This window comes from Mesorhizobium sp. WSM4846, from assembly GCF_055811415.1.
Window position 1 is genome coordinate 285,410 of record NZ_JBVVPZ010000002.1, and the last position, 22,197, is coordinate 307,606.

Consider the following 22,197-nt stretch of genomic DNA (forward strand, 5'->3'; position numbering starts at 1 on the left):
TCAGCGTGGTGCAGATTCTCAGGCGTGATGCAGGACGGTCAGTCGACCGGCGATGTTTTCGACCCGCATCGAGAAGCCAAAAATGCTCTCCAGTATATCCGGCCGGATGATGTCGCCGGTTTCGCCCGATGCGATAACGGCGCCGTCCTTCATCGCGACGATGCGGTCGGCGTACGAGGCTGCATGATTAATGTCGTGGAGCACGATGAGCACCGTCTTGCCGTGCTCGTCGGCGATTCGTCTCAGCGTCCGCATCAGGTTTCTTGCATGAAACATGTCGAGGCTGTTCAGCGGCTCGTCGAGAAGGACGTAATCCGTCCCCTGGCAGAAGGTCATGGCGACGAGGGCGCGCTGCCGTTGCCCGCCTGACAAGGTGTCGATAAAGCGCAGCGCCAGGTCGCTGAGATCGAACTGTTCGAGCGACGCCGCGATGATTTCGCGGTCTTTCGCGGTCAGCCGCCCGCGGTTGTGCGGGAAACGACCGAACCCCACCAGTTCGGCGACACGCAGGCGGCTTGCGACGCCGGGATCCTGTCGCAGGATGGCCATGGTCCTGGCCAACTGCCGGCTCGACGTCGTGTCGACCGGCAGCCCGTCGACGGTGATGCGGCCGCTTTGCAGGGGCCGCAGGCGGGCGATCAACGACAACAGGCTGGACTTGCCGGCGCCATTCGGTCCGACAAGCGCCGTGACGCCGCCCTTCGGCACGGTCAGGCTGACATTGTCCAGAATGCGGCTGCCGCCAAGAGCCAGGGAGACGCCTGCAATCTCGATCATCGCCGGCCCCCGGCCAATAGAATGGCGAGGAACACGATGCCACCGACAAACTCCACGACGATGCCGAGGCTGCCTTCCCCGCCCAGAGCATGCTGGAGGATTGTCTGGCCGCCGACGAGCACGATTATCGCCGTGAGCGCGGCTGCCGGCAGAAGGATGGCGTGCCGGTCGGTGCCGACGATGCGCCCAGTGAGCCAAACCACCAGCAGCCCCAGAAACGCAATCGGTCCAACCAGCGCCGTCGACGCCGACACGAGCGCGGCGACAACAACCAGCAGCCCGGCAGCCGTGCCGCGCCACGCCACGCCGAGCCCGATGGCTGTGTCGGTGCCCAGCGCGAGCACATCGAGAACATGTCGCGCCCGCCAGGCGATGGCGACACCCACCACGGTGATCAGGCCGGCCAACAGCAGGAGATCGGGTTCCACCGCATTGAAGCTGGCGAAGACCGTACCCTGCAGTACGGCGAAATCGTTCGGATCCAGCAGCCGCGCCAGCAACGTCGTCAGCGATCGGAACAGCACGCCCAGCACGACGCCAGTCAGCAGCATCAGCGTCAGGTCGAACCGCTGGCGAAGCATCGGCAGGAACAGCGCCAGTGCGAGGCTGGTCATTGCCGTGAAATTGCCGAGGAAGTGCAGGCGCGGATCGATGCCGGCAACGCCGAAACCGCTCAGCGCAAAAACCAGCGCCGTCTGGCAGAAGACGTAAAGCGCATCCAGGCCCATGATCGATGGCGTGATGATGCGGTTGGCGCAAACGGTCTGGAACACGACCGTCGAAACCGCCACCGCCACGCCGACCAGAACCATCGCAGCCAGCCGCGCTGCGCGCAGTTCGACCACGAAGGCGAGATCGCCGCGCAGGCCGATCGTCATGAAGGCCATGCCGACCAGCACTGCGACCGCCGCCATCATCGCGAGGCGGCCCTCGTGCCGCACCAGGCCGCGTTGCATCAAAACTTCAGTCATTGCTGTTTCGGCCAAGCAGCAGGACGAGGAACAGCACCGCCCCGACGACGCCGAGGATCGTGCCGACCGGAACCTCGTAGGGGAAACGGATGAGCCTGCCCATGATATCGCAGGCAAGCACCAGCGCCGCGCCACCGCCGGCGACCCACGGCAAGGTGTGGCGCAGGTTTTCGCCGGCGAAGCGCGATACGATGTTGGGCGCGACAAGGCCGACGAACGGGATCGTACCGACGACGACCACGGTCAGCGCGGTGATGGCCGAGACGATGACAAGGCCGAGCCGAAGCATAGCGGCATAATTCAGGCCGAGCCCTATGCTGACGTCCCTGCCCAGCGAAAGCATCGTCAGGCGGTCGGCCGTCCACCAGGCCAATACGACCAGTGCGCCCGCAACCCACAACAGTTCATAGCGCCCGCGCAGGATGCCGGAAAACTCCCCCGTCATCCACACTTCGAGATACTGCAGAAGGTCCAGGTGCCAAGCGGCAAAGGTCGCGGCGGCGCCAATGACGCCGCCATAGACCAATCCGAACAGCGGAACGAGAAAAGGTTGTGTCGGCGGCAACCTATGCGCGAGCATGAGGAAAACGGATGTCCCGGCGAGAGCGGTCACCGCCGCGCCGGCTGCCTTCCAGCCAAGCGATGCATCGGGCCAAACCAGCGTCACCACCAGTATGCCGAGTGCCGCGGACTGCGCGGTTCCAGCCGTCGAAGGCTCGACGAAACGGTTGCGGGCAAGCGTCTGTATAACAAGCCCTGCGATGGCCAGGGCGCTGCCGGCCAGAAGTGCCGCCAACGTCCTCGGCAAGCGGCTGATCATGATCAGCCGCAAGGCTTCCGGGTCGGAGGCCAGACTGCCTATGGCGAGTTCGCCGACGCCGACGAACAGACTGGCCACAAACAGCGCCAGCAGGGTTGCGGCGCCGATTGCCTGATAAGCGAAGCCTTGAGAGCCAAGCGATCCGGCGGTCATTGGGTCCGCGAGAAAGCGTCTCGAATGGTCTCAAGCACGCGCTTCGTCGACTGGACGCCGCCTGCAGCGATGTAGAAATCGGCAGCCGGCATGTAGACCACCTGCCCTTTCTTCCAGGCCGTGGTTTCGGCCACCAGTTCATTGTCGAGCGTCGCTTTGGCGTTCTGCTCCCCCGAACCGATCGCCGCGGCGCGATCGAGCACGATGAGCCAGTCCGGATTGGCGTGGCGGAGGAACTCGAAGGAGATCGCTTCGCCGTGGGTGGCGGCCTCGACATCCTCGACCGCCGGGGTGAGTTGGAGCGCCGAATGCAGCCAACCGAAGCGGGACTCCTTGCCGTAGGCGGTCACCTTCGGGCCGCTGGTCATCAGGATCAGCGCCGTGCCCTTGCCCTTGACGGCGGCACGCGTCGACGAAAGCGCGTCATCGAGTTCCGAAGCAAGCGCCGCCGCCTCGGCCGGCTTGCCGACGAGAGCGCCGTAGGCCGTCAGGCGCTGCTTCGCCTGCGCGAACAGATCATCGCCATTCATCGTCATATCGATGCTCTGCGCAATCCGGCTGGTCGCCGCCAGTTGCGGCGAGGAGCGCCCGCCGACAATGATCAGGTCCGGCGCCAGCGCGCTCAGCGCCTCCAGATCGGGCTCGAAGATGGTGCCGACGATTTCCGCGCCGTCCTTCAACCCGGCGAGTTCGGGCACATAGAGCTTATCGGGCAAGCCGGCGATCTTCACGCCTAGGCTGGTCAACGTATCGACCGCCGCAATGTCGAACACCGCGAGCGTTTGCGGCGTCTTGCCGACCGTTACCGGGCCGTTCGCGGTCTCGATCTCGGTTGCGAACGACTGAACGAGGAAAAGCGCCAATGCCGGCAAGGCCAGGACCGACTTGAGCCATCTCATGAGCATGCTCCGTAGCGAAGACGACGCTTCAATCGCGCCAGGCCAGCGGCTGGAGATTTTCGCGGAAGGCGAACCGGACGAGATGCGATTCTATGACCTGCTTGGTCTCGGTCAATGCGGTGGTGTCGGCCGCTTCCACCACTATGTCCAGCCGTTCGAGACCGGCATTCATGGTAGCCGTGCCGCAGGAGAACCGGCACTGCCCATGCCCATCGCCATAGGCGACCTCGACCTTGTGCGCGAAATGCTTGCAAAGCTGCTGGAGATATTTGCCCGCATTCGGCGTTTCGCAGCGCGTGGTTGCAGTCAGCATGGAGACCTCATAATATGATGTTTACACTCCACTTATCGTAAGCTATCCGTTCGGACAAGTCGGCGCCGCTGAGCAGTCGCCGCAAGAAATGCCTTTAACGACAGCTCTCGCATAGCCATGCTTCCTGGCAGGCCAGACCTTCGAACAGAAAAAGCGTCCCATGCTGCGCAGATTTTTCGCCTACTACCGCCCCTGGAGAGGTCTGTTCATCCTGGATTTCTGCTGCGCGGTTCTGTCTGGCCTGCTGGAACTCGGGTTTCCGATGGCCGTCAAGCTGTTTGTCGACGAGCTGTTGCCGACTCAGCAGTGGCTGCTGATCCTTGCTGCGTCGGCCGGCCTGCTTGCCATCTACATTGTGAACACCGGACTGATGGCGGTCGTGGTCTATTGGGGCCATATGCTCGGTATCAACATCGAGACCGAGATGCGCCGGAAGAGCTTCGATCACCTGCAGAAGCTCTCGTTCCGCTTCTATGACAATCACAAGACCGGTCACCTCATCGCCCGGGTCACCAAGGACCTGGAGGAAATCGGCGAGGTTGCCCATCATGGCCCGGAAGACCTGTTCATCGCGATCATGACGTTCATCGGCGCCTTCGCGCTGATGTTCCTGGTCAACCCGGAGCTTGCGCTGATTACGGCGGCAATTGTGCCGCTGGTCGCCTGGGTGACAAGCCGCTATGGCGCGCGCATGACGCGCAACTGGCAGGCGCTTTACGGGCGGGTCGGCGATTTCAACGTTCGCATCGAGGAGAATGTCGGCGGCATGCGGGTGGTGCAGGCTTTCGCAAACGAAGACCACGAGCGCAACCTGTTCGCGCGCGACAACGCCAGCTACCGCAAAACCAAGCTCGATGCCTATCGCATCATGGCCGCAAGCACGTCGCTGAGCTACATGAGCATGCGGTTGATCCAACTGGTGGTGATGATCGCCGGAAGCTATCTCGTGCTGCGTGGCGAACTTTCCAGTGGCGGCTTCGTTGGCTTCCTGCTCCTGGTCAATGTGTTCTTCCGGCCGATCGACAAGATCAATTCGGTCATTGAAACCTATCCGAAAGGCATCGCCGGATTTCGCCGCTATGCAGCCCTCCTCGACACTGAGCCGGACATCGCGGATCGGCCCGGTGCATTTGACGCACCGACGCTCCGGGGTGACATCAGCTACCGGGACGTCAGCTTCGGCTATAGCGGCGAACGGCCGGTTTTGAAGAACATCGATCTCGACATCGCAGCAGGACAGACCATCGCCTTCGTCGGGCCATCCGGTGCCGGCAAGACGACCCTGTGCTCGCTGCTGCCGCGTTTTTACGAGGTCGACAGCGGCGCCATCACCATCGACGGTCTGGATATCCGCGATATGACGCTGGCCTCATTGCGCGGTCAGATCGGTATCGTGCAGCAGGACGTGTTCCTGTTCGGCGGCACGATCCGCGAGAACATCGCCTATGGCCGGCTGGACGCGGTCGAGAGCGAGATCGTCGAGGCCGCGCGCCGCGCGCGCCTCGACGAACTCATCGCCTCGCTGCCGGAAGGGCTCGATACGATCATCGGCGAGCGCGGCGTAAAGCTTTCGGGCGGTCAGAAGCAGCGCCTGGCAATCGCACGCATGTTCCTGAAGAACCCGACGATCCTTATCCTGGACGAGGCGACTTCGGCACTCGACACGCAGACCGAGCGGGAGATCCAGCAGTCGCTGGCAGAGCTTGCGCAGGGCCGAACGACACTGGTGATCGCGCACCGGCTGGCGACGATCCGCAATGCCGATCGCATCGTGGTGGTCGCCGATACAGGCATCGTCGAACAAGGTCCGCATGATGAACTGGTGGCGCGCGGCGGTGCTTACTCACGACTGGGCGCGGCTTCAGATTAAATGAGATGCCGCTCGCAAAGCTCGGGCCGAGGAGAGTTCTCCTGAAACGCACCCGATCGGGCTGCGCAACCAAGGCCGCTCCAGCCCACGCTACGAGATCGAAAGGATCTTCCCTCCGCTGGGCGTGAGGTGATTCCAAGCGGCGGGCGAGCCCGCCGCTTGGAAGTCGAATCCCGACCGTGTGGCCGACCTGTTATCGGCTCCCCCACATCCCCTGTCCGTAACCTGGTGCGGGCTTATCGAAGATCGATTTTCCTGCCGAGGTCGGTGCGCTGTCGGTCGTGTCGACACTCGCTGTGCCGCTCGGGTCGAGCGCGTAGCCGTTGTCGGACACCATCGAATGGTCACCGGTCTTCGGATAGAAGGAGCCATGGCTGTAGTCGGAGCCATAGTGATCGCTGCCGGCAAAAGCCATGCCGGAGGCAAACAGCAAGGTGGCAGTGGCAAGAACGATCTTGAGCATTTCAATTCTCCATTTTTGAGGGTTAGCGTTTGGCCTCAACGCGCCGTGCCCCGCACCGCATCGCCGTCTTTTCATGCCCTTTGGGCAAACCCACCAACCACTATCCTCCTGGATGTGCGGCGGCAGGTTGTTCAGCGCACGGTCTCTTGTTGCGTTCGTGCGCTGTTCGGTGGGCTGCTCAATGGCAGCCGAGATCATCACCAATCGGCAGTGTCAGCGCGGCCGTACGAATGGCGGCTGTTGCCGATCAGCCGTCGCGTAGCGGGGTTGACGTCTGCCCCTTGTCGATCATGGCGTTGCAAGAGCCGGCGAGCCCCTTCATGGCCCGGGTGGTTTTTGCCAACAAGGCTCGCGCGGAGCCGGTCGGGGAAATCGTATGAAGCAACTGGCCTATGCATTTTGAACCTCAGGTTTCGGAGCAAAAAACGTCGACCCTCGCCAAGACTAGATATTCTGTCTTAGGCTCTGGATATTTTCGTTTCATCCATTTATTCTTCCGCGTCTTCGGATCTTATTGTCATACACGTCTTTCGTTTCAGGCGTTTTTCTGCAGCGCGGTGGGAGTGTTTCGTTTGTTTCAGAGGCACGCGCGACGGGGCGGGACGCATTGTGTGGATGGTCGTTCTCGATGGCGCACACCGGCTTGCGCATGCCACAGGCCTGTCCGCCTCGGCGCGACCCAAGGACGGGCAGGCTCAGCCTCGGCTTACGGCCGGATGTTGTGGTTGACGCGGAAGAGGTTTGCCGGATCGTATTGGCGCTTGACCGTGACGAGCCGCTCATAGTTGGCGCCGTAGGCGGCGCGTACACGCGCCTCGCCTTCATCATCCATCATGAAGTTGATATAGGCGCCACCGTGCGGGTTGTGCTTGTGCACCGCGGCCCAATACTCGCTTGCCCAGCGCCTCAGTTCCGGCGCCTTCGTCGGGTCGGGATCGATGCCGGCGATAACCATGGACCAACGCGCTCGCCGCGCTCCCCAGGCGGTAGCGTCCGGAGCCACTTCCTGGGCCGCTCCGTCGATGGGGTAGAGATGCATCAGCGACAGTTCGCTCGGGGTCTTCGAGCCGTGCTCGGCATGGGCTGCGATGGCCGCATCGGACAGCTCGTCGACATAATCGCCCTTCCAGTACCACTGCAAGCCCTTCGGCAGCAGCGGATCAAACAGCGCCTGCAGATCGACGAAGGGCATCTGCATCATACCGTCCATCAGTGGCCCGGGAAGCGCGTCGCGCACGGGCTGCATCGCCCGGATGCCGTCCTCCTCCGCGCCGTTGTAGCAGCTGATCAGCGCGCAGACGCGCCTTCCCCAGATCTCGCGCGGGAAAGGGTCGCAGGCGGGCACCGTCTTGATGCCGAAGAACATCCCGAGCTCTCGCTGCGCTCCGGGCAGGAAGTCACGGTACCAGCGCATGATCTCTGCGGCATGTGCGATGTCGAAGAAGATCGGCCCGGCATAGACATCCTTCGCCGGATGCGCCTGAAATGTGAAGCGCGTCACGACGCCGAAGTTGCTGCCGCCGCCGCGCAGCGCCCAGAACAGCTCCGGGTGTTCGTTCTCACTTGCCGTCACGACGCTGCCGTCGGCCAGCACGACCTCGGCCGCAAGCAGATTGTCGATGGTGAGGCCGTGTTTGCGCGTTAGATGGCCAGTGCCGCCGCCCAGCGTCAGTCCGGCGATGCCTGTGGACGAGACGAGGCCAGCTGGCACCGCCAGCCCATGAGCGCTGGTGGCGCGGTCGACATCGCCTTGGGTGCAGCCGGCCTCGACGCGGACCGTGCTGGTCCCGAGATCAATATCGACCCGATTCATCGGCGACATGTCGATGACCATTCCGCCGTCGCAACTGCCGAAGCCCGGACCGCTGTGGCCGCCGCCGCGAATGGCAAGAAGCAACTGCTTCTCTCGGGCATGATTGACTGCCGCGACGACATCGGCGACCTCGGCGCAGGGGATGATCCAGCGCGGCCGCTTGTCGATCATGGCGTTGTAGAGCCCGCGAGCCTCTTCATAGGCCGGATGGTTTTGGTCAATAAGGCTCGCGAGGAGCCGGCCGGGGAAATCGTGCGAAGTAACTGGCTTATCCATATTGAACCCTCAGGTTTCAGAGCAAGACGCGTCGACACTCGCCAAGACTAGATTGTTCATCCTGGGCGCTGGACATTTGCGCTTCGCCGGTTGAATCTGCCGCATCTGCGGCCCTTCTTGTCCTACACCGCCTTCGTTTCAGGCTTTTTTCTGTGGTGTGGTGGGAGTGTTTCGTTTGTTTCAGCGCGCGCCCCACGGGGATGACAGGCGACACGTCAGCGCCGGCGATGTCTCCCACGCGCCGAAACAGTTGAAACAAATCACGCGTCGCCCGAACGCGTGCTGAAACAAAAAGGGGCTATTATCCACCCTCGCGGGATCACGCGAACAAAGGGAACGACCATGCGGCCTGATAATCCGGTGCCATCCACACACACAGGCTATGCCCTTTTTGACGCCAACCATGTTCTCGTCGACAGCAATCCGCAGATATTTGGAAGCCGGCGGCTCGACCGCGGCGAGATGCAGCCGACGGACGCCATTGCCGCAGTCGCCGAAGCCCTCTCACGTCTAAAGAGTTTCGACGGCCGCCCTATCGAGCCGGGCAACTCATTTGTTGAAAGCGCCGCGGCGCGATGGACACAAATCGACGACGCTCCAGTTGAAGCCGAGACATTGGATGGCCGGTGGAAGTTGCTCACCGCACATCCTCGGCCGGATGGCGGCATGGCCCTGGTAAGCGTCGACATTACCGAGATGAAGCGAGCGCAGATCGCGCACCAGGAGAACGCCGAGATATTCCGCTGCATCACGGACAGTCACCCGCTGCCGGTTTGGGTGGTGGACGCGGGAAGCGGGCAGATCCTCTACGAAAGCCTCGATGCGTCGAACCTGCTTGGCCGAAAATGGACGCCGAACGAGCCGCAATTCCTGACGGATCATTTCGTGAATTCTGGCGAATTCGATGAAATCAGTTCTCTCGCCAGCAACAGCGAGATCGTCCGGGATCACGAAATCCAGCTCAGAAACACAAGCGGATCGGCCGTCTGGTGTTCGACCAACTGCCGTCGCGGCGTCTATGGCGGGCGCCCCTCGCTCATCATCGGCGTATTGGACATCACGGAACGCAAGCAGCGCGAGGATCTGTTCGGTTTCCTGATCAAGCATCACCCGTTGCCGGTATGGATGAACGATGCAAGTTCGGGGGAACTCATCTACCAGAGCAATGCTGCCGAACGGCTGCTTGGATGGAGCAAAAAGGCGCAACGCGAGACGGTGCGGCTCGGCGATTACTTTGTCGACCCCGAGAAACACCGGGAAATCAATCGCGAGCTCATGCTAAAAGGCGTCGTCGAAAATTGCGAAGTGCTTCTTAAAAGACCCGACGGCCAGGAGTTCTGGGCCACGGGCAATCTCAGGATCGTCGAATTCCAGGGCCGGCGAGTGGTTCTCGCCGGCATCGCCGATGTGACCAAGCAGAAGAAGCGTGACGGCGAAGTCGCCGCGGCGCGGGAGATGCTCGCGGACGCGGTTGAATCACTCTCCGAAGGATTCGCACTGTACGACGAAGACCACCGCCTGGTCATGTGCAACAGCCTTTACCGCGAGCTGAACCACCCGGTGCGGGATCTCGTCGAACCGGGTGTGGAATGGGACGAACTCCTTCGCGAATCCGCCAAGCGCGGCGTGTTCCGCAATGCGGTTGGGCGCGAGGATGAGTGGCTCGACGAGCGGATCCAAAGCCGGATCGAGTTCCATTCCCATTTCGAGGTGCCCCTCTCCGACGGCAGATGGCACTCGGTATCGATACATCCCACCGATCTTGGCGGCTTCGTCGTAACGCGCGCCGACATCAGCGAGCGCAAGAAGGCCGAGGCATTCGAGCGCGACGCCACGACACTGCTGCAAAAGGTGCTCGATGCCTGCCCTTCGCCGATACGCATGACCACGTTCGAGGGAGAAACGCTCTACCGCAATCCTGCCACCAGAGATCTCTACGCCGACCGTCCTCGGATAACCGACCATTATGTCGATCCAGACTACAGCGCAATGTTGGAGCGCACCCTGGTCGAAAAGGGCAGGATCGATGATTTTCGGGTCCAGCAGTACGACACCGAGAACAAGGCCTTCTGGGCTTCGATTTCCGCTCGCCTGATCGATTTCCAGGGAAGGCAGGTGATAGTGTCGAACACGACTGATATCACCGACATGATCACCGCCCAGCAAGAAACGCGCAAGGCCAACGAGCGGCTGATCGACGCGATCGAATCTCTGGCCGAAGGGTTTGCCCTCTACGACAGGAACGATTGCCTGGTGCTGGCCAACAGCAGGTACCGCCAGATGCACGCGATAAGCGCGGATGTGCTCGTTCCCGGGGTGAACTGGTTCGATTTCCTCCGCGTGACCGCAGAGCGCAACCAGTTTCCGGTTCCACGCGACAAGATCGACGACTGGCTTGCCGAGAGGGCAAGGGACCGCCGAGAATTCCGGCAACAGGAATTCCGTCATACGGACGGGCGTTGGTTTTTCGTCTCGAACTGTCCGACCCGCGAAGGTGGGTTCGTGGTCACCCGTGTCGACATTACAGAGCGCAAGCGGGCCGAGGAGGCCGCCAAGGAAGCGGACGAACTGGTCCGTAAAGTCCTCGAAGCCTGCCCCGTCAACATCCAGATGACCCGCGCGCATGACGGGAAGCTGCTTTACCGCAGCCCCGCCACCGTTGATCTGCTCGGCGATGTCACCAGCGCTGTCGACTATTATGTCGATCCTTCAGAGCGGAGGCGATACGTCGAGCGGCTGCTCGCGACGGGATTGGTCGACGATTTCGAAACCCAGCTCAAGCGCAAGGACGGTGGAACCTGCTGGTGCTCGATTTCGTCTCGACTGATCGATTACCATGGTGAGAAGGTGATCGTTTCCCACGCCTACGATCTCACCGACCGTATCGAAATGCAGCAGGAATTGGAGCGGCAGCGCGAGACGCTGCACCAGAACGAAAAAATGTCGGCGCTCGGTGGATTGCTGGCCGGGGTGGCGCATGAGCTCAACAATCCGCTCTCGGTGGTGCTTGGCCTGTCATCGCTGTTGAAGGAGACCGCTGCCGACGCCAAGGTCGTGGAACGCGCTGACAAGATAAGCAAGGCAGCCGAACGCTGCGCCAGGATCGTCAAGACTTTCCTGGCTATGGCCAGACAGCAGCCGACGCGAACCTCAAACGTTGCGATCGATGACATCATTTCCGAAGCGGTCGAAGTGGCGAGCTATTCGATTCGATCGTCGGACATCGGCCTTTCAGTTCATCTTGAACCTGGTCTTCCCCCGATCTGGGCGGATCCCGATCAGCTTGGCCAGGTGCTGATCAACTTGCTTGTCAATGCAGAACAGGCGTTGCATGGCTGGGAAGGACGACGGACAATCACGGTTTCAACGCGGCTTCATCCCGCAACCGGCAACATAGTCGTCAGCGTTGCCGACACGGGTCCGGGAATTCCCAAAGAGATACGCCCCCGCATTTTCGAGCCGTTCTTCACGACCAAAGAGATTGGGGCAGGGACCGGGATCGGGCTGTCCTTCTGTCATCGGATCGTTCAATCCCATGGAGGAACCATCGAGGTCGAATCCCCCGAGGGGGGTGGCTCGACCTTCATACTTTCGCTGCCTGCTTCGGACCGTCTCGACGAAGGAACCGAAACGGCTGAAGACGAGCTCCCGACTTCGACCGGCATTGCCTGTCTGGTGGTGGACGACGAAGAGGAAGTGGGTGAGCTGGTTGCTGAGGTGCTCAGGCGAGATGGTTTCAACGTCACCATTGCCAGATCCGGCGAAGAAGCGCTGCTGCACCTCAAGAACCGCAGTTTCGCGGTGATCCTGAGCGATCTGAAAATGCCTGATATGGACGGGCGGGGATTGTTCAACCAGATTGCCAAGCTCCATCCGGCTGAACTCGACAGGTTAGCCTTCCTGACGGGGGACACGATCAGTCCGGACGCGCAGATGTTCCTGCGCGCCGCGAAACGGCCCTATCTTGAGAAACCGATCAAACCGAACGAGCTCCGTTCGTTTGTCTCTAATCTGGTCAACAACAATGCTTGACAGACCCGTTGATTTGCACGTCACTTTAGAGACAACTTATCCATCAGGCTGGTTGTTCGGTGGTCGATCTTGACGACGCACGCACACATAGTGGTCTGCGATGACGAACCGGATATCCGCTACACGGTGGCAGAATATCTGGAGCACCATGGCTATGCCGTGACGCCCGCCAACGCGGGGCCTGCCCTGCGTGAACTTATTGAGAGCCAGCACGTCGATGTGGTCATATTGGATATCCGAATGCCAGGTGAGGATGGCCTCTCGCTGGCGCGATATCTACGAGAGCACTCAGACGTTGCCATTATCATGCTGACCGGATCGGCGGAAATCGTCGACCGCGTTGTCGGATTGGAGATTGGCGCCGACGACTATGTCGCGAAGCCCGTCGACCTGCGGGAGCTGCTGGCGCGGGTCAAGGCCGTCCTGCGCAGGACATCGGCGAGCGAACGCGCTGCGGGGAAAGCGAGTACTCCGGGCCCTCACCAGCTCCAGTTCGGCAAGTGCCGCTTCGACCCGGACGCACACAAATTATACAACGCCGAGGGGGCCGAAATAGCGATCACCCCGATGGAGTTCCGGCTTCTGAAAGTATTCAGCGAACATCGCGGACGCGTACTCAACCGCGATCAACTGCTCGAACTCGCCCATGACCGCGGGTGGGATCCCTTCGATCGCAGCATCGACATTCGCGTTTCGCGCCTGCGGAAGAAAATCGAGGTCGATCCCTCCAAGCCGGAGGTGATCAGGACGATCCGCGGCATGGGTTACCTCTACGCTTGAGCGCGCCACTGGCTGGTTGAACCAGCGCCTCGGCCCCTGCGGCTTATGCGGTTTGCGGCTCCAGGGGGGTAGCCCTCTCAACCTCTGATCTTCGGGTGCGTTTCTACTATGACGTGTGGCACTGAAGCGCAGTTACCGGCCAAGCATGTCATTTTCAACCTGGGATTGCGTGTCGCAGCCGGGGTTGCGAGGCTGCGACACGTTTCCTGAGCCGACAACGACGCCGGCACCTTAAGAGCGGGTCAGAGCCGTTCGATGCCGAGAAAATCTGGCGCTCGCACCCAGGCGGCCTTGAAGCGCGCATCCATCTCTTCGGCGTCCGCTGTCCTGCCGGTCCTGCGGAAAACCTCGCGCAGGCCCCACAACGCCCAGGCGTTGTTTGGCGTCTGTTCCAGGACGTGCGCGAAGGCTGCCGCGGCCACCTCGTGCTCACCCATGGCCATGTAGACCGCGCCGAGGGTCTGTCGGACCGGATAATACCAGTAGGCCGGTTCCATATAGGCAAGGCCGTCCTCGATCGCGACCGCCGCCTCAAGCTTATCGCGCGCTTCCCGCAGGTTGCCCTGGTGCTGGGCAATGCGGGCCTCCACGATCAGCGCGCTCAATTCCAGCAAATCCGGCGCCGGAAGTCCTCCCGCCGTTTCCGTGGAAAAATCGGTCTCGGCAGCGAGCTTGCGGATTGCGGCGGTCTCGGCGCGCGCCGCCTCGCTCGCACCCTTTGCGGCGAAGGCGACGCCCCGCGCATATCGCCAGGTTGCCTTGACATAAGGCAAGGCGTTTGCCGGCAGCGGCAGCGCGAGTATGGCCTCGGGATCGCTATACTGGGCGTGGGCAAAATAGGTCGCCGCCTTGATCGCCTGCAGCCCGGCCACCTTGCTGGCCGTGGTATTGGAGACCAGCGATTCGAGCTTTTTGGCCGCCTCGGCGATTGCCTCGACGTCGCCCGCCATCTGTGCGGAGGTCATCAGGAAATGCAGGTTGTGCGGATAATAGCCGTCCGTGTAGACACCGGGCGTGCTCTCCGGCGCTATGCCGACGCGCTCGAAATAGGCCTCGTCCGCTGCCACCGCCTCGCGGTTGATCTCCAGGCTGTCGATCCACCGGCCGACCTGGTGATAGATGTGCGCTGGCATGTGCACGATGTGTCCGGCGCCGGGCATGAGGGCGGCAAGCCGGTCGGCATGAGCTTCGGCCCTTTCCGGCGTCGTGGATGCTTCGACGGCATGGATATAGAGATGGATCGCACCGGCATGATCCGGATTGCGCGCCAGCACCCGCTCCAACGAGGCCACAAGCTTGACCGTGTCCGGCTTTGGCGTTGCCCCGCCGTCAAGCCAGTAGTCCCACGGCATCAGGTTCATAAGCGCGTCAGCGTAGAGCGTGGCGATCTCGTCGTCCTGCGGGTGGCGGTCTGCCAGTTCCGCCATCGCCGCGGCATAGGCCTCGTTCAGGGCACCCTGATCGGCCGAAGTATCGGCGCTGTAGCGCTTGGAGAGCGCGGCGATAAGATCCTTTTCCCGGCTGGAGGCGAGGTGCGCTAGCTTGCGCGCCTGCGCGACGGCTTCGGCAGCATTCGCTGCCGCCTCCTGGCCCATGCCGGCGTTGATGTTGGGGCCGAGCACGTAGGCCTCGCCCCAGAAACACATGGCGCAGGTCGGGTCCAGCTTCTGCGCGACCCTGAAAGCGCGTTGCGCTTCGGCGTGGTTGAATGCCCACGCCCAGCGCAGGCCCTGATTGAAATAGGCCTGCGCCAGCGGGTTGGCGGTGGTGACAGGGTAGGAATGACTGCCGAGGTTTTCGACTAGCGGGACGCTTGTCGAATCCTCTGCAACCGCCGCCTTGGCCTGGCGGTGCGGAACGCCCGTTTCATGGGCATTCGCGGCGGGCGCCGCCAGAAGGGCGGCCGCGCTCGCACAGGCCAGTAGCGGGAGCCTAAATGAAAGCTTCATGGTTCAGCCCGCCTTGTCTTCTTGGCCGCGCTGCAAGCCGCGGACCACCAAGCCAATCTCGGACCGGCTGATCCCGATGTCCTTCAGGAGGGCATCGTCCATTGCCGCAAGGGTCCGTTCCGCCATGCGGTGAATCCGGTAATTCCGAAATGAGCGGTAAGCTGTTCGCATTCTCGACATCGCAATACTCCATTGATTGGCGCCGCGGGGTGCAGCGGTGCCGTTGGATTTAAACCATCGCTGTTTCAGGGGTTTTTCCGCGCCGAACTCGAAGTGTTTCGTTTGTTTCAGTGCCGGGATGGACTTTTGAGAAGGAGTTCCATAGTCCGACCGACGACACTCAAAACCACCTCCTCAACGAGGCGGTGGACCAGCCAGCCGCAGCGGAGTAAGGCAGCAAGTTGGGTCATCTTGCCAAAGCGCGTGGCGCAGCATGACGTGCAAGCGCTGCGAATGCGATCAGACCGGCTATCGGTGGAGTACGCATGAAGAAGACTGTCGTTAGAGTCGTCTGTGCCATTGGCCAAGCGGGGCAGCTCGGCCTCAACGGCGGCCTTCCCTGGGAAGGCAACCGGTCGCCGGAGTTCGTCGCCGACGTTGCACGATTTTTCGACCTGACCAGAGGACACGTCTTGCTCGCCGGTCCCAAGACGATCGCGAGCGTTCCGGATTTTGCGCGCGCGGATCGGGACCTTGTCGTCGTTCGCTCCAGCATGGATCCCGAGGCCACACTCCAGCGCTTCGTCGGCCGCGTCGTCTTCATCGGCGGCGGTCCACCAGTGTGGGACGCCTACGCGCGCTTCGTCAGCCATTGGGATATCACGCGGCTGCCCTATGACGGACCGGCGGACCGCTGGTTCGATGCAAAATGGCTTACGGCGGGTGACGAGATTGCCAGAAATCACAACGACCCCAGAAATCACCGCGACCAATGAAGGCTCGGCTCACAGCGGGCACCGCGATGGAACGATCGCGGTGCCCGTAGTCTGTACCCGCACATTTAGCAGTTCGCCCCAGTCTGCGGATCGCACGCCTTGTTTTCTTGCTGCTGTGGTTTGGGCTCGGCCTGTTCCGGCTCGGCCTGCTGCTGCTCGGCGGCGGGCTGCTCCTCAGCCTTCGGCTTCTCAGGCTTGGCCGCCTGTTCGGGCTCGGCCTGCTCCTGCTCGGCGGCGGGCTGCTCCTTGGCCTTCGGCTTCTCAGGCTTGGCCGCCTGTTCGGGGTCGGCCTGCTCCTGTTCGGCGGCGGACCGCTCCTCGGCCTTCGGCTTCTCAGGCTTGGCCGCCTTTTCCGGCTCGGCCTGCTCCTGCTCGGCGGCGGGCTGCTCCTTGGCCTTCGGCTTCTCAGGCTTGGCCGCCTGTTCGGGCTCGGCCTGCTCCTGCTCGGCGGCCGGTTGCTCCTTAGCCTTCGGCTTCTCAGGCTTGGCCGCCTTTTCCGGTTCGGCCTGCTCCTGCTCGGCGGCCGGTTGCTCCTCGGTCGTCGGCTTCTCAGGCTTGCCCGTCTCTTCCGGCTCGGCCTGCTCCTGCTCGGCGGCCGGTTGTTCCTCGGTCGGCTTCTCAGGCTTGGCGGTCTCTTCCGGCTTGACCTCGTCATCCGGCGCCTGTTCGGTCGTTGCTGCGCCTTCGGTCGGCTTCGATTTCCGGCCTGCCTGAACCTGCTTCACCTCCTCGATGTCTTTGAGCTCAGCTGGTTTGGCCTCGGGATCGGCTTTCACTTCACCTTCAAAGACCGTGACCGTATTGTTTTCCACTTTGCCGGCCTGCTCGGGCGTCTCGGTCTCGCTGACCTCGACGACTGTCACCTGCTCGTCCGTCTCCTTCTCGATCACATCAACATCAATGACTTTGTTGATCACCACGTTGTTCTGGATGGTCACGTCGCCGGCCGGCTCGGCCGCCTCGACAATGCGCACAAACTCCGGCTCATCACGGATAACGACGACAGAAATGTCGTCAGCAAGGAATTCGCGGGTGGGGACCACGACCCAGTAAAAATCCGGCGTGGTGTCGATGGTCACCTCGATTGAAATCAAATCGGGATCACGGCGCGGCGGCAGCGGAGCCCAGATGACGTGCTCCCTTTCGCGCCGCCAGCTCACCCATGCCGGCGCCCAACGAGTGCCGGGAACCCAGTACCAGCCGATGTCGTCGGCATAGCCCCAACGGCCGTAATGGTAGGTCGCCCAGCCGAACGGCTCGTCGGACACCCAGAGCCAGCCATGCTGCTCGGTATAGACCCAATGCCCAATGGTATACGGGCGCCAGTCGTCAGCTACATCAACCGGGACGAAAACGGTCGCTCCCCGGTACGAAACCCAATCACCATGGGAAGACAGTTTATCGTAGAATGTGCTGATCGAAACGGAAACGTCGGTGGCAGCCCTCGCCTCGGACACAAGCGACAATGGCGCCACCGGATTGGGAATCTCGACGACCGTGAGCAGGCCGGCGGCTACGCCGCCCAGCATCAGCCGTACAGCGTTTTGGGCAAGGACGCGTTTCATCGCAGTTTCCTCCGAAACAGATCGCCCTTCGTCCTGGAAACTCACCGGCCGTCGAATTGTTCCCGCTTGGCATCACCGCGCCTTGCTACAGGGTCGTCTTGACTTCCCCGATCTCGGCACCAACTACGGTTATATGAACGCCACAAAAAAGATCCGTCGTCGCGATTTTCTTTTCCGGGTTTGCCCCATCGCGGGATCGTAACCCCCGGCTCGGCTGCCATGTGCCCCGGGCCGCGGGGCAAGCACATAAAATCGACATCGAACGTACGCAGGCCAGCACCGGCTCTGGGGCATCGGCTTTGAGCAAGATCTGCCTCGAATTGGCCCGTTAAACCATGCTTGAGGCAGCCCGCTCAACTGAGAATACGAGTATTCGAAAATGCAAGATAACATCAAGGCGCGGCGCAAGCCGACCATCCGCATCTCGAAATCGGACCATGCGCGTTTATCGGCGCTTGCGAGCACCGTGGCCGCACGAAATCCGCAGGCTTCCGATGAACTGCTCGCCGAACTCGAGCGAGCGCGCATCGTTTCCGATGGTTTGATCTCGGCGGGGGCCGTCCAGATGGGTTCGACGGTGACGTTCAAGCCCGATACCGGTGATGCGAAAACGGTGACGCTGGTTTTTCCTGGCGATGCGGACATCTCCGAAGGCAAGGTTTCAATCCTTACGCCGATCGGCACGGCCCTGATCGGCCTCTCGGCCGGACAGTCGATCATGTGGACCGCGCGAGATGGGCGCCGGCATGAATTGTCGGTGCTTGCCGTGAACCGGCCTGCCCGGGAAAGCGATGCAGCCGATCAGCGTGCACCAGCACCTTCGACGACGGCGGGCGACTAAAGCGCGTCGCGTTTGACCGGCCTCATGCGGCGCGCTTTCGGTTGTTCTTTGTTTCCGCGAAAACTGCGGGCATCAACGAGGACCTCAAGCGCCTTCTCCACGAACGCCTCGTGATATGGACAACCGGTGCTGAAGCAAACGGCCCGGCCCTACGCCGACCCGCTCTTACCAGCCGGCGGTTGGATGGATCGACTCGGGTTAGGTGGGCCTTGCCGCGTGGCAAAAAAATAACAGGTTGGCTGTCGGGAGGCGCACCACTTGTTCGTCCTTTGGACAGGAAGCAACGAAACCAGGTGAAAGACCCGTGAGCGAGTTTAGATCATCGAACACATATGCGGTCGATGTAATCCAGGCCGACCTTACGATGGCGTTCATCGGTCCCGTTCAGGCCGGCGAGCCGCCCAAGGGCTGGTTCGACTGAGGTCTGACAGTCGCGGCACGAACAAATACCACCCAAGAACCGAGGAGATTAAAAATGACGAAACTCGTGACCTGCCTGTGGTTCGACCACGGCGAAGCACGCAAGGCGGCAGAGTTCTATGCCGCCACCTTTCCCGACAGCCATGTGGATCGGCTGAATGCGGCCGCGTCGGACTATCCCGGCGGCAAGGAAGGCAATGAACTGACGGTCGAGTTCACAGTGCTCGGCCAGTCTTTTCTAGGCCTGAACGGCGGCCCGAATTTCAAGGCGAACGAATCCGTCAGCCTGATGGTGCTGACCGAAGATCAGGAAGAGACCGACCGCTACTGGAAGGCGATCGTTGGAAACGGCGGCAGCGAGAGCGCCTGCGGATGGTGCAAGGACCGGTGGGGCTTCTCCTGGCAGATCACGCCGAAGCGGCTGATGGAACTGACGACCAGTCCCGACCGCGCCAAGGCCAGGCGCGCGATGGAGGCGATGATGACGATGAAGAAAATCGATATCGCGGCGCTGGAAGCCGCAGCAGCAGGCTAACCCGATCCACGGCAACGACGCCCTGGTGAACTCAACGAATGGAGATGATCATGCCCAACACCGTTAAACTGCACCGGGTTCTCGCCACCAAGCCCGAAAAGGTCTACCGCGCATTTCTGGAACCTGACGCGGTCGCGAGTTGGCTCCCGCCCTTCGGTTTTACCTGTACTGTGCATGAGCTTGAGGCGAAGGAAGGCGGCAAGCACAGAATGTCGTTTCGAAACTTCACGACCGGGCACAGCCATTCCTTCGGCGGCACCTATCTGAAACTCGTCCCCGGCGAGACGCTCGTCTACAGCGACGTGTTCGATGATCCAAACCTTCCGGGCGAGATGAAAGTGACCGTCACGCTGACGGCCGTTTCAGTCGGAACGGAGATGACGGTGGTTCAGGAGAACGTGCCCGATCTGATCCCCGTCGAGGCATGTTATCTCGGTTGGCAAGAGTCGCTGCGCAAGCTTGCTCACCTCGTCGAGCCCGAAATCACGCAATAAACCGTCTGCGTGATCTCATCCGGCTGCGACAACAAGGAAACCAAAATGACCAACCAGCAGATCACCATTGCCACCACGATCGCCGCGCCGATCGAACGCGTCTGGGAGGCCTGCACGACGCCCGGCGATATCACGCAGTGGAACTTCGCTTCCGACGACTGGTGCTGCCCAAGCGCGGAAGCCGACCTAAAGGTGGGCGGCGGCTACAAGGCGCGCATGGAAGCCAAGGACGGCAGCTTCGGCTTCGATTTCGAGGCGGTGTACGAAGAGGTCGAGCCGTACAAGGCGATCGCATTCGCCATGAGCGACGGGCGCAAGGCGCGTACGACCTTCGAAGCGGCAGGCAACGGTACGAAGGTGAAGACCATATTCGATGCCGAGACGCAGAACTCCATCGACCTGCAGCGTGACGGCTGGCAGGCGATCCTGGACAACTTCAGGCGTTATGTTGAGTCCAGCGCAGGACATGAGCAAGTTCAAGGAGGTCGCTGAACTCCGCCGGAAGCATTTTTTTCAAGCCCTGTCGGCGGAGACGATCGTCGAGATGATAGCGCTCTAAACGCCCGAGGCGATAATCGAGATCGAAGCCATAGCAGCCCTGGCTGCAGACGACGGTCTATTCGCCTCGGGACCTTTCAATCACTATCCGCTGCAGTCCTGACCGGCCGCGCTATGCGCTCAAGCGAAACCGTGTGACGTCGATGGCCGCGGCCATCAGTGTCTGCGTGTAGGATGCCTGCGGATTGCTGAAGATCGCCTCGGTCGGCCCTTCCTCGACGATCTTGCCCTGCTTCATGACGATGATGTAGTCGGCCATGGCACGCACGACGGCGAGATCGTGGCTGATGAACAGGTAGGACAGTTCATGGTCGGCCTGCAGCTTGCGCAGCAATTCGACGATCTGCTTCTGGACGGAGCGATCGAGCGCCGACGTCGGCTCGTCGAGGACGACCACCTTGGGCTTGAGGATCATCGCCCGCGCGATGGCGATGCGTTGGCGCTGGCCGCCGGAGAATTCGTGCGGGTAGCGATTGCGCGCATTCGGGTCGAGCCCGACCTCACGCAAGGCCTCGACGGCGCGCAGGTCGCGTTGCCTGCCCGACAGGGTCGGCTCATGCACCAGAAGCCCTTCGGTGATGACCTGGCCGACGGTCATGCGCGGCGACAGCGAACCGAAGGGGTCCTGGAAGACCAGCTGCAATTCGCGCCGCAGCGGCCGCATGGCCTGGCGGTCGGCGGCAGAAATATCGCGATCGCCAAAGCGGATGAGCCCATCGCTTGGCAGGAGCCGCAGCAGGGCTCGGCCGAGCGTCGATTTTCCTGAACCGGATTCGCCGACGATGCCGATGGTCTGGTTGCGTTTCAGCCGTATCGAAATGTGGTCGACCGCGCGCAGGACCAGCGGCTCTCCGGCGAGAAACCCGCCGCCGATCTTGAAGGTCACTTCGACATTCCTGCCTTCGAGCAGGACGGGCGCATTTGGCGGTGGCGGCGCCTTGGTTCCGGTCGGCTCGGCGGCCAACAGCATCTTGGTATAGGCATGCTGCGGATTGACGAAGATCGCTTCCGCCTCGCCCTCCTCGACGACTTCGCCGTAGCGCATGACATAGACCCGGTCGGCAAAGCGCCGGACAATGCCGAGATCGTGGGTGATGAAGACGATCGCCATGCCAAGCTTGCGCTGAAGTTCGGCGAGCAGCATGAGGATCTGCGCCTGGATGGTCACGTCGAGCGCGGTCGTCGGTTCGTCTGCGATCAGTATGTCGGGATCGTTGGCCAGCGCCATGGCGATCATGACCCGCTGTCGCTGGCCACCCGACAATTCGTGCGGATAGGATTTCATCCGCCGCTCGGGATCGGGAATATGGACCAGCCGCAAGAGCTTGAGCGCCTCTTCGCGTGCTTGCGCCGCGCCAAGCCCACGATGCCGGCGGATCGGTTCGATCAGCTGGTTGCCGATCGAATAGAGCGGATCGAGCGAGGTCATCGGCTCCTGGAAGATCATGCTGATCTTCCGGCCGCGGACTTGGTTGAGCTCGGACTTGTGCAGGGCCAAAAGGTTGCGGCCGCGATAGTCGACGACGCCCGTCGCCTCGCCGTTCGAGGCCAGCAGGCTCATCGCCGCCATCATCGTCTGGCTTTTGCCGGAACCGGATTCGCCGACCACGGCAACGGTTTCGCCTGCATTGACGTGGATGTTGATGCCCTTGACCGCCTCGACCACACCGTCAAGCGTGCGGAAGCGGACGCGAAGGTCCTTGACGCTGAGGATGGTTTCGGAGGTGTCCATC

Annotated in this window: 20 protein-coding genes and 2 pseudogenes; 9 read left to right on the plus strand and 13 right to left on the minus strand. The window is 61.8% G+C overall.

All coding sequences use genetic code 11. The annotated features are described in order from the left end of the window. Window positions 1-18: 18 nt before the first annotated feature. The 5 genes from AC0L15_RS03615 to AC0L15_RS03635 are packed head-to-tail and all read right to left on the minus strand — an operon-like array spanning window position 19 to window position 3,933. Window positions 19-777 (minus strand): iron ABC transporter ATP-binding protein, encoded by a 759-nt coding sequence (locus AC0L15_RS03615; protein ID WP_287244893.1) that lies wholly within the window; start codon window positions 775-777, stop codon window positions 19-21. Beyond that, complete coding sequence (locus AC0L15_RS03620; RefSeq protein ID WP_287244895.1) at window positions 774-1,748, minus strand: iron chelate uptake ABC transporter family permease subunit; 975 nt, start codon at window positions 1,746-1,748, stop codon at window positions 774-776. Before AC0L15_RS03620 ends, AC0L15_RS03615 begins: the two co-directional genes overlap by 4 nt. Continuing rightward, entirely contained in the window at window positions 1,741-2,721 is a 981-nt protein-coding gene (locus tag AC0L15_RS03625) for an ABC transporter permease (RefSeq protein WP_287244898.1), read from the minus strand. Before AC0L15_RS03625 ends, AC0L15_RS03620 begins: the two co-directional genes overlap by 8 nt. Then, window positions 2,718-3,620 carry a siderophore ABC transporter substrate-binding protein gene (locus tag AC0L15_RS03630; protein ID WP_287244899.1) on the minus strand — a complete coding sequence of 301 codons (903 nt, stop codon included), beginning with the start codon at window positions 3,618-3,620 and terminating at the stop codon, window positions 2,718-2,720. The genes AC0L15_RS03625 and AC0L15_RS03630 overlap by 4 nt, the downstream gene beginning before the upstream one ends. Before the next feature lie 28 nt (window positions 3,621-3,648). Continuing rightward, the gene (locus AC0L15_RS03635; RefSeq protein ID WP_027156368.1) at window positions 3,649-3,933 is read right to left on the minus strand and encodes a DUF2218 domain-containing protein; all 285 of its coding nucleotides are present in this window, start codon (window positions 3,931-3,933) and stop codon (window positions 3,649-3,651) included. A 160-nt stretch (window positions 3,934-4,093) separates the two neighbouring features. Between AC0L15_RS03635 and AC0L15_RS03640 the strand changes: the two genes are divergently transcribed. Then, window positions 4,094-5,803, plus strand: a complete 1,710-nt coding sequence (locus AC0L15_RS03640) for an ABC transporter ATP-binding protein (RefSeq protein ID WP_473495902.1) — start codon at window positions 4,094-4,096, stop codon at window positions 5,801-5,803. 193 nt (window positions 5,804-5,996) lie between these two features. On the opposite strand, the gene AC0L15_RS03645 is transcribed toward AC0L15_RS03640, so the two are convergent. The 3 genes and pseudogenes from AC0L15_RS03645 to AC0L15_RS03655 all read right to left on the minus strand — a co-directional run. Then, window positions 5,997-6,266, minus strand: a complete 270-nt coding sequence (locus tag AC0L15_RS03645; RefSeq protein WP_023799715.1) for a hypothetical protein — start codon at window positions 6,264-6,266, stop codon at window positions 5,997-5,999. Between the two features lie 706 nt (window positions 6,267-6,972). Continuing rightward, the gene (locus tag AC0L15_RS03650) at window positions 6,973-7,632 is read right to left on the minus strand and encodes an FAD-binding oxidoreductase (protein WP_473495929.1); all 660 of its coding nucleotides are present in this window, start codon (window positions 7,630-7,632) and stop codon (window positions 6,973-6,975) included. Window positions 7,633-7,842: 210 nt separating this feature from the next. Next, window positions 7,843-8,355: pseudogene (locus tag AC0L15_RS03655) on the minus strand (FAD-binding oxidoreductase); the annotation flags it as partial. A gap of 342 nt (window positions 8,356-8,697) precedes the next feature. Between AC0L15_RS03655 and AC0L15_RS03660 the strand changes: the two are divergent. Next, on the plus strand, window positions 8,698-12,387 hold the full coding sequence (locus tag AC0L15_RS03660; protein ID WP_287244905.1) for a PAS-domain containing protein: 3,690 nt from the start codon (window positions 8,698-8,700) through the stop codon (window positions 12,385-12,387). A gap of 69 nt (window positions 12,388-12,456) precedes the next feature. Then, window positions 12,457-13,167, plus strand: coding sequence for a response regulator (locus tag AC0L15_RS03665; protein WP_287244906.1), 711 nt, complete (start codon window positions 12,457-12,459; stop codon window positions 13,165-13,167). 242 nt (window positions 13,168-13,409) lie between these two features. Here AC0L15_RS03665 and AC0L15_RS03670 read toward each other — a convergent pair whose 3' ends face one another. Next, window positions 13,410-15,116: a tetratricopeptide repeat protein gene (locus tag AC0L15_RS03670; protein WP_473495903.1), complete on the minus strand. Its 1,707-nt coding sequence runs from the start codon at window positions 15,114-15,116 to the stop codon at window positions 13,410-13,412. Between the two features lie 3 nt (window positions 15,117-15,119). Continuing rightward, window positions 15,120-15,296, minus strand: coding sequence for a DUF1127 domain-containing protein (locus AC0L15_RS03675; RefSeq protein ID WP_084833736.1), 177 nt, complete (start codon window positions 15,294-15,296; stop codon window positions 15,120-15,122). 305 nt (window positions 15,297-15,601) lie between these two features. Between AC0L15_RS03675 and AC0L15_RS03680 the strand changes: the two genes are divergently transcribed. Next, a complete protein-coding gene (locus AC0L15_RS03680; RefSeq protein WP_287172708.1) occupies window positions 15,602-16,051 on the plus strand; it encodes a dihydrofolate reductase in 450 nt (149 codons plus the stop codon). Window positions 16,052-16,116: 65 nt separating this feature from the next. Here AC0L15_RS03680 and AC0L15_RS03685 read toward each other — a convergent pair whose 3' ends face one another. Together AC0L15_RS03685 and AC0L15_RS03690 are read right to left on the minus strand one after the other, a co-directional pair. Next, a complete protein-coding gene (locus tag AC0L15_RS03685) occupies window positions 16,117-17,130 on the minus strand; it encodes a hypothetical protein (RefSeq protein ID WP_473495930.1) in 1,014 nt (337 codons plus the stop codon). 39 nt (window positions 17,131-17,169) lie between these two features. Continuing rightward, a pseudogene (locus AC0L15_RS03690) lies at window positions 17,170-17,580 on the minus strand (DUF6600 domain-containing protein); the annotation flags it as partial. Here AC0L15_RS03690 and AC0L15_RS03695 point away from each other — a divergent pair. The 5 genes from AC0L15_RS03695 to AC0L15_RS03715 all read left to right on the plus strand — a co-directional run bounded on the left by AC0L15_RS03695 (window position 17,486) and on the right by AC0L15_RS03715 (window position 20,398). After that, window positions 17,486-17,818 carry a hypothetical protein gene (locus tag AC0L15_RS03695; protein WP_287244912.1) on the plus strand — a complete coding sequence of 111 codons (333 nt, stop codon included), beginning with the start codon at window positions 17,486-17,488 and terminating at the stop codon, window positions 17,816-17,818. The pseudogene AC0L15_RS03690 and the gene AC0L15_RS03695 overlap by 95 nt on opposite strands. Window positions 17,819-17,995: 177 nt before the next feature. Continuing rightward, the gene (rnk, locus tag AC0L15_RS03700) at window positions 17,996-18,457 is read left to right on the plus strand and encodes a nucleoside diphosphate kinase regulator (protein ID WP_287244915.1); all 462 of its coding nucleotides are present in this window, start codon (window positions 17,996-17,998) and stop codon (window positions 18,455-18,457) included. A gap of 475 nt (window positions 18,458-18,932) precedes the next feature. Beyond that, window positions 18,933-19,412 carry a VOC family protein gene (locus tag AC0L15_RS03705; protein ID WP_287172713.1) on the plus strand — a complete coding sequence of 160 codons (480 nt, stop codon included), beginning with the start codon at window positions 18,933-18,935 and terminating at the stop codon, window positions 19,410-19,412. Between the two features lie 50 nt (window positions 19,413-19,462). Beyond that, a complete protein-coding gene (locus AC0L15_RS03710; protein ID WP_031255154.1) occupies window positions 19,463-19,906 on the plus strand; it encodes an SRPBCC family protein in 444 nt (147 codons plus the stop codon). Between the two features lie 45 nt (window positions 19,907-19,951). Beyond that, the gene (locus AC0L15_RS03715) at window positions 19,952-20,398 is read left to right on the plus strand and encodes an SRPBCC family protein (RefSeq protein ID WP_287244918.1); all 447 of its coding nucleotides are present in this window, start codon (window positions 19,952-19,954) and stop codon (window positions 20,396-20,398) included. 178 nt (window positions 20,399-20,576) lie between these two features. Here the strand turns inward: AC0L15_RS03715 and AC0L15_RS03720 are convergent, their stop codons facing one another. Further along, entirely contained in the window at window positions 20,577-22,196 is a 1,620-nt protein-coding gene (locus tag AC0L15_RS03720) for an ABC transporter ATP-binding protein (RefSeq protein WP_473495904.1), read from the minus strand. Window position 22,197: the final 1 nt, after the last annotated feature.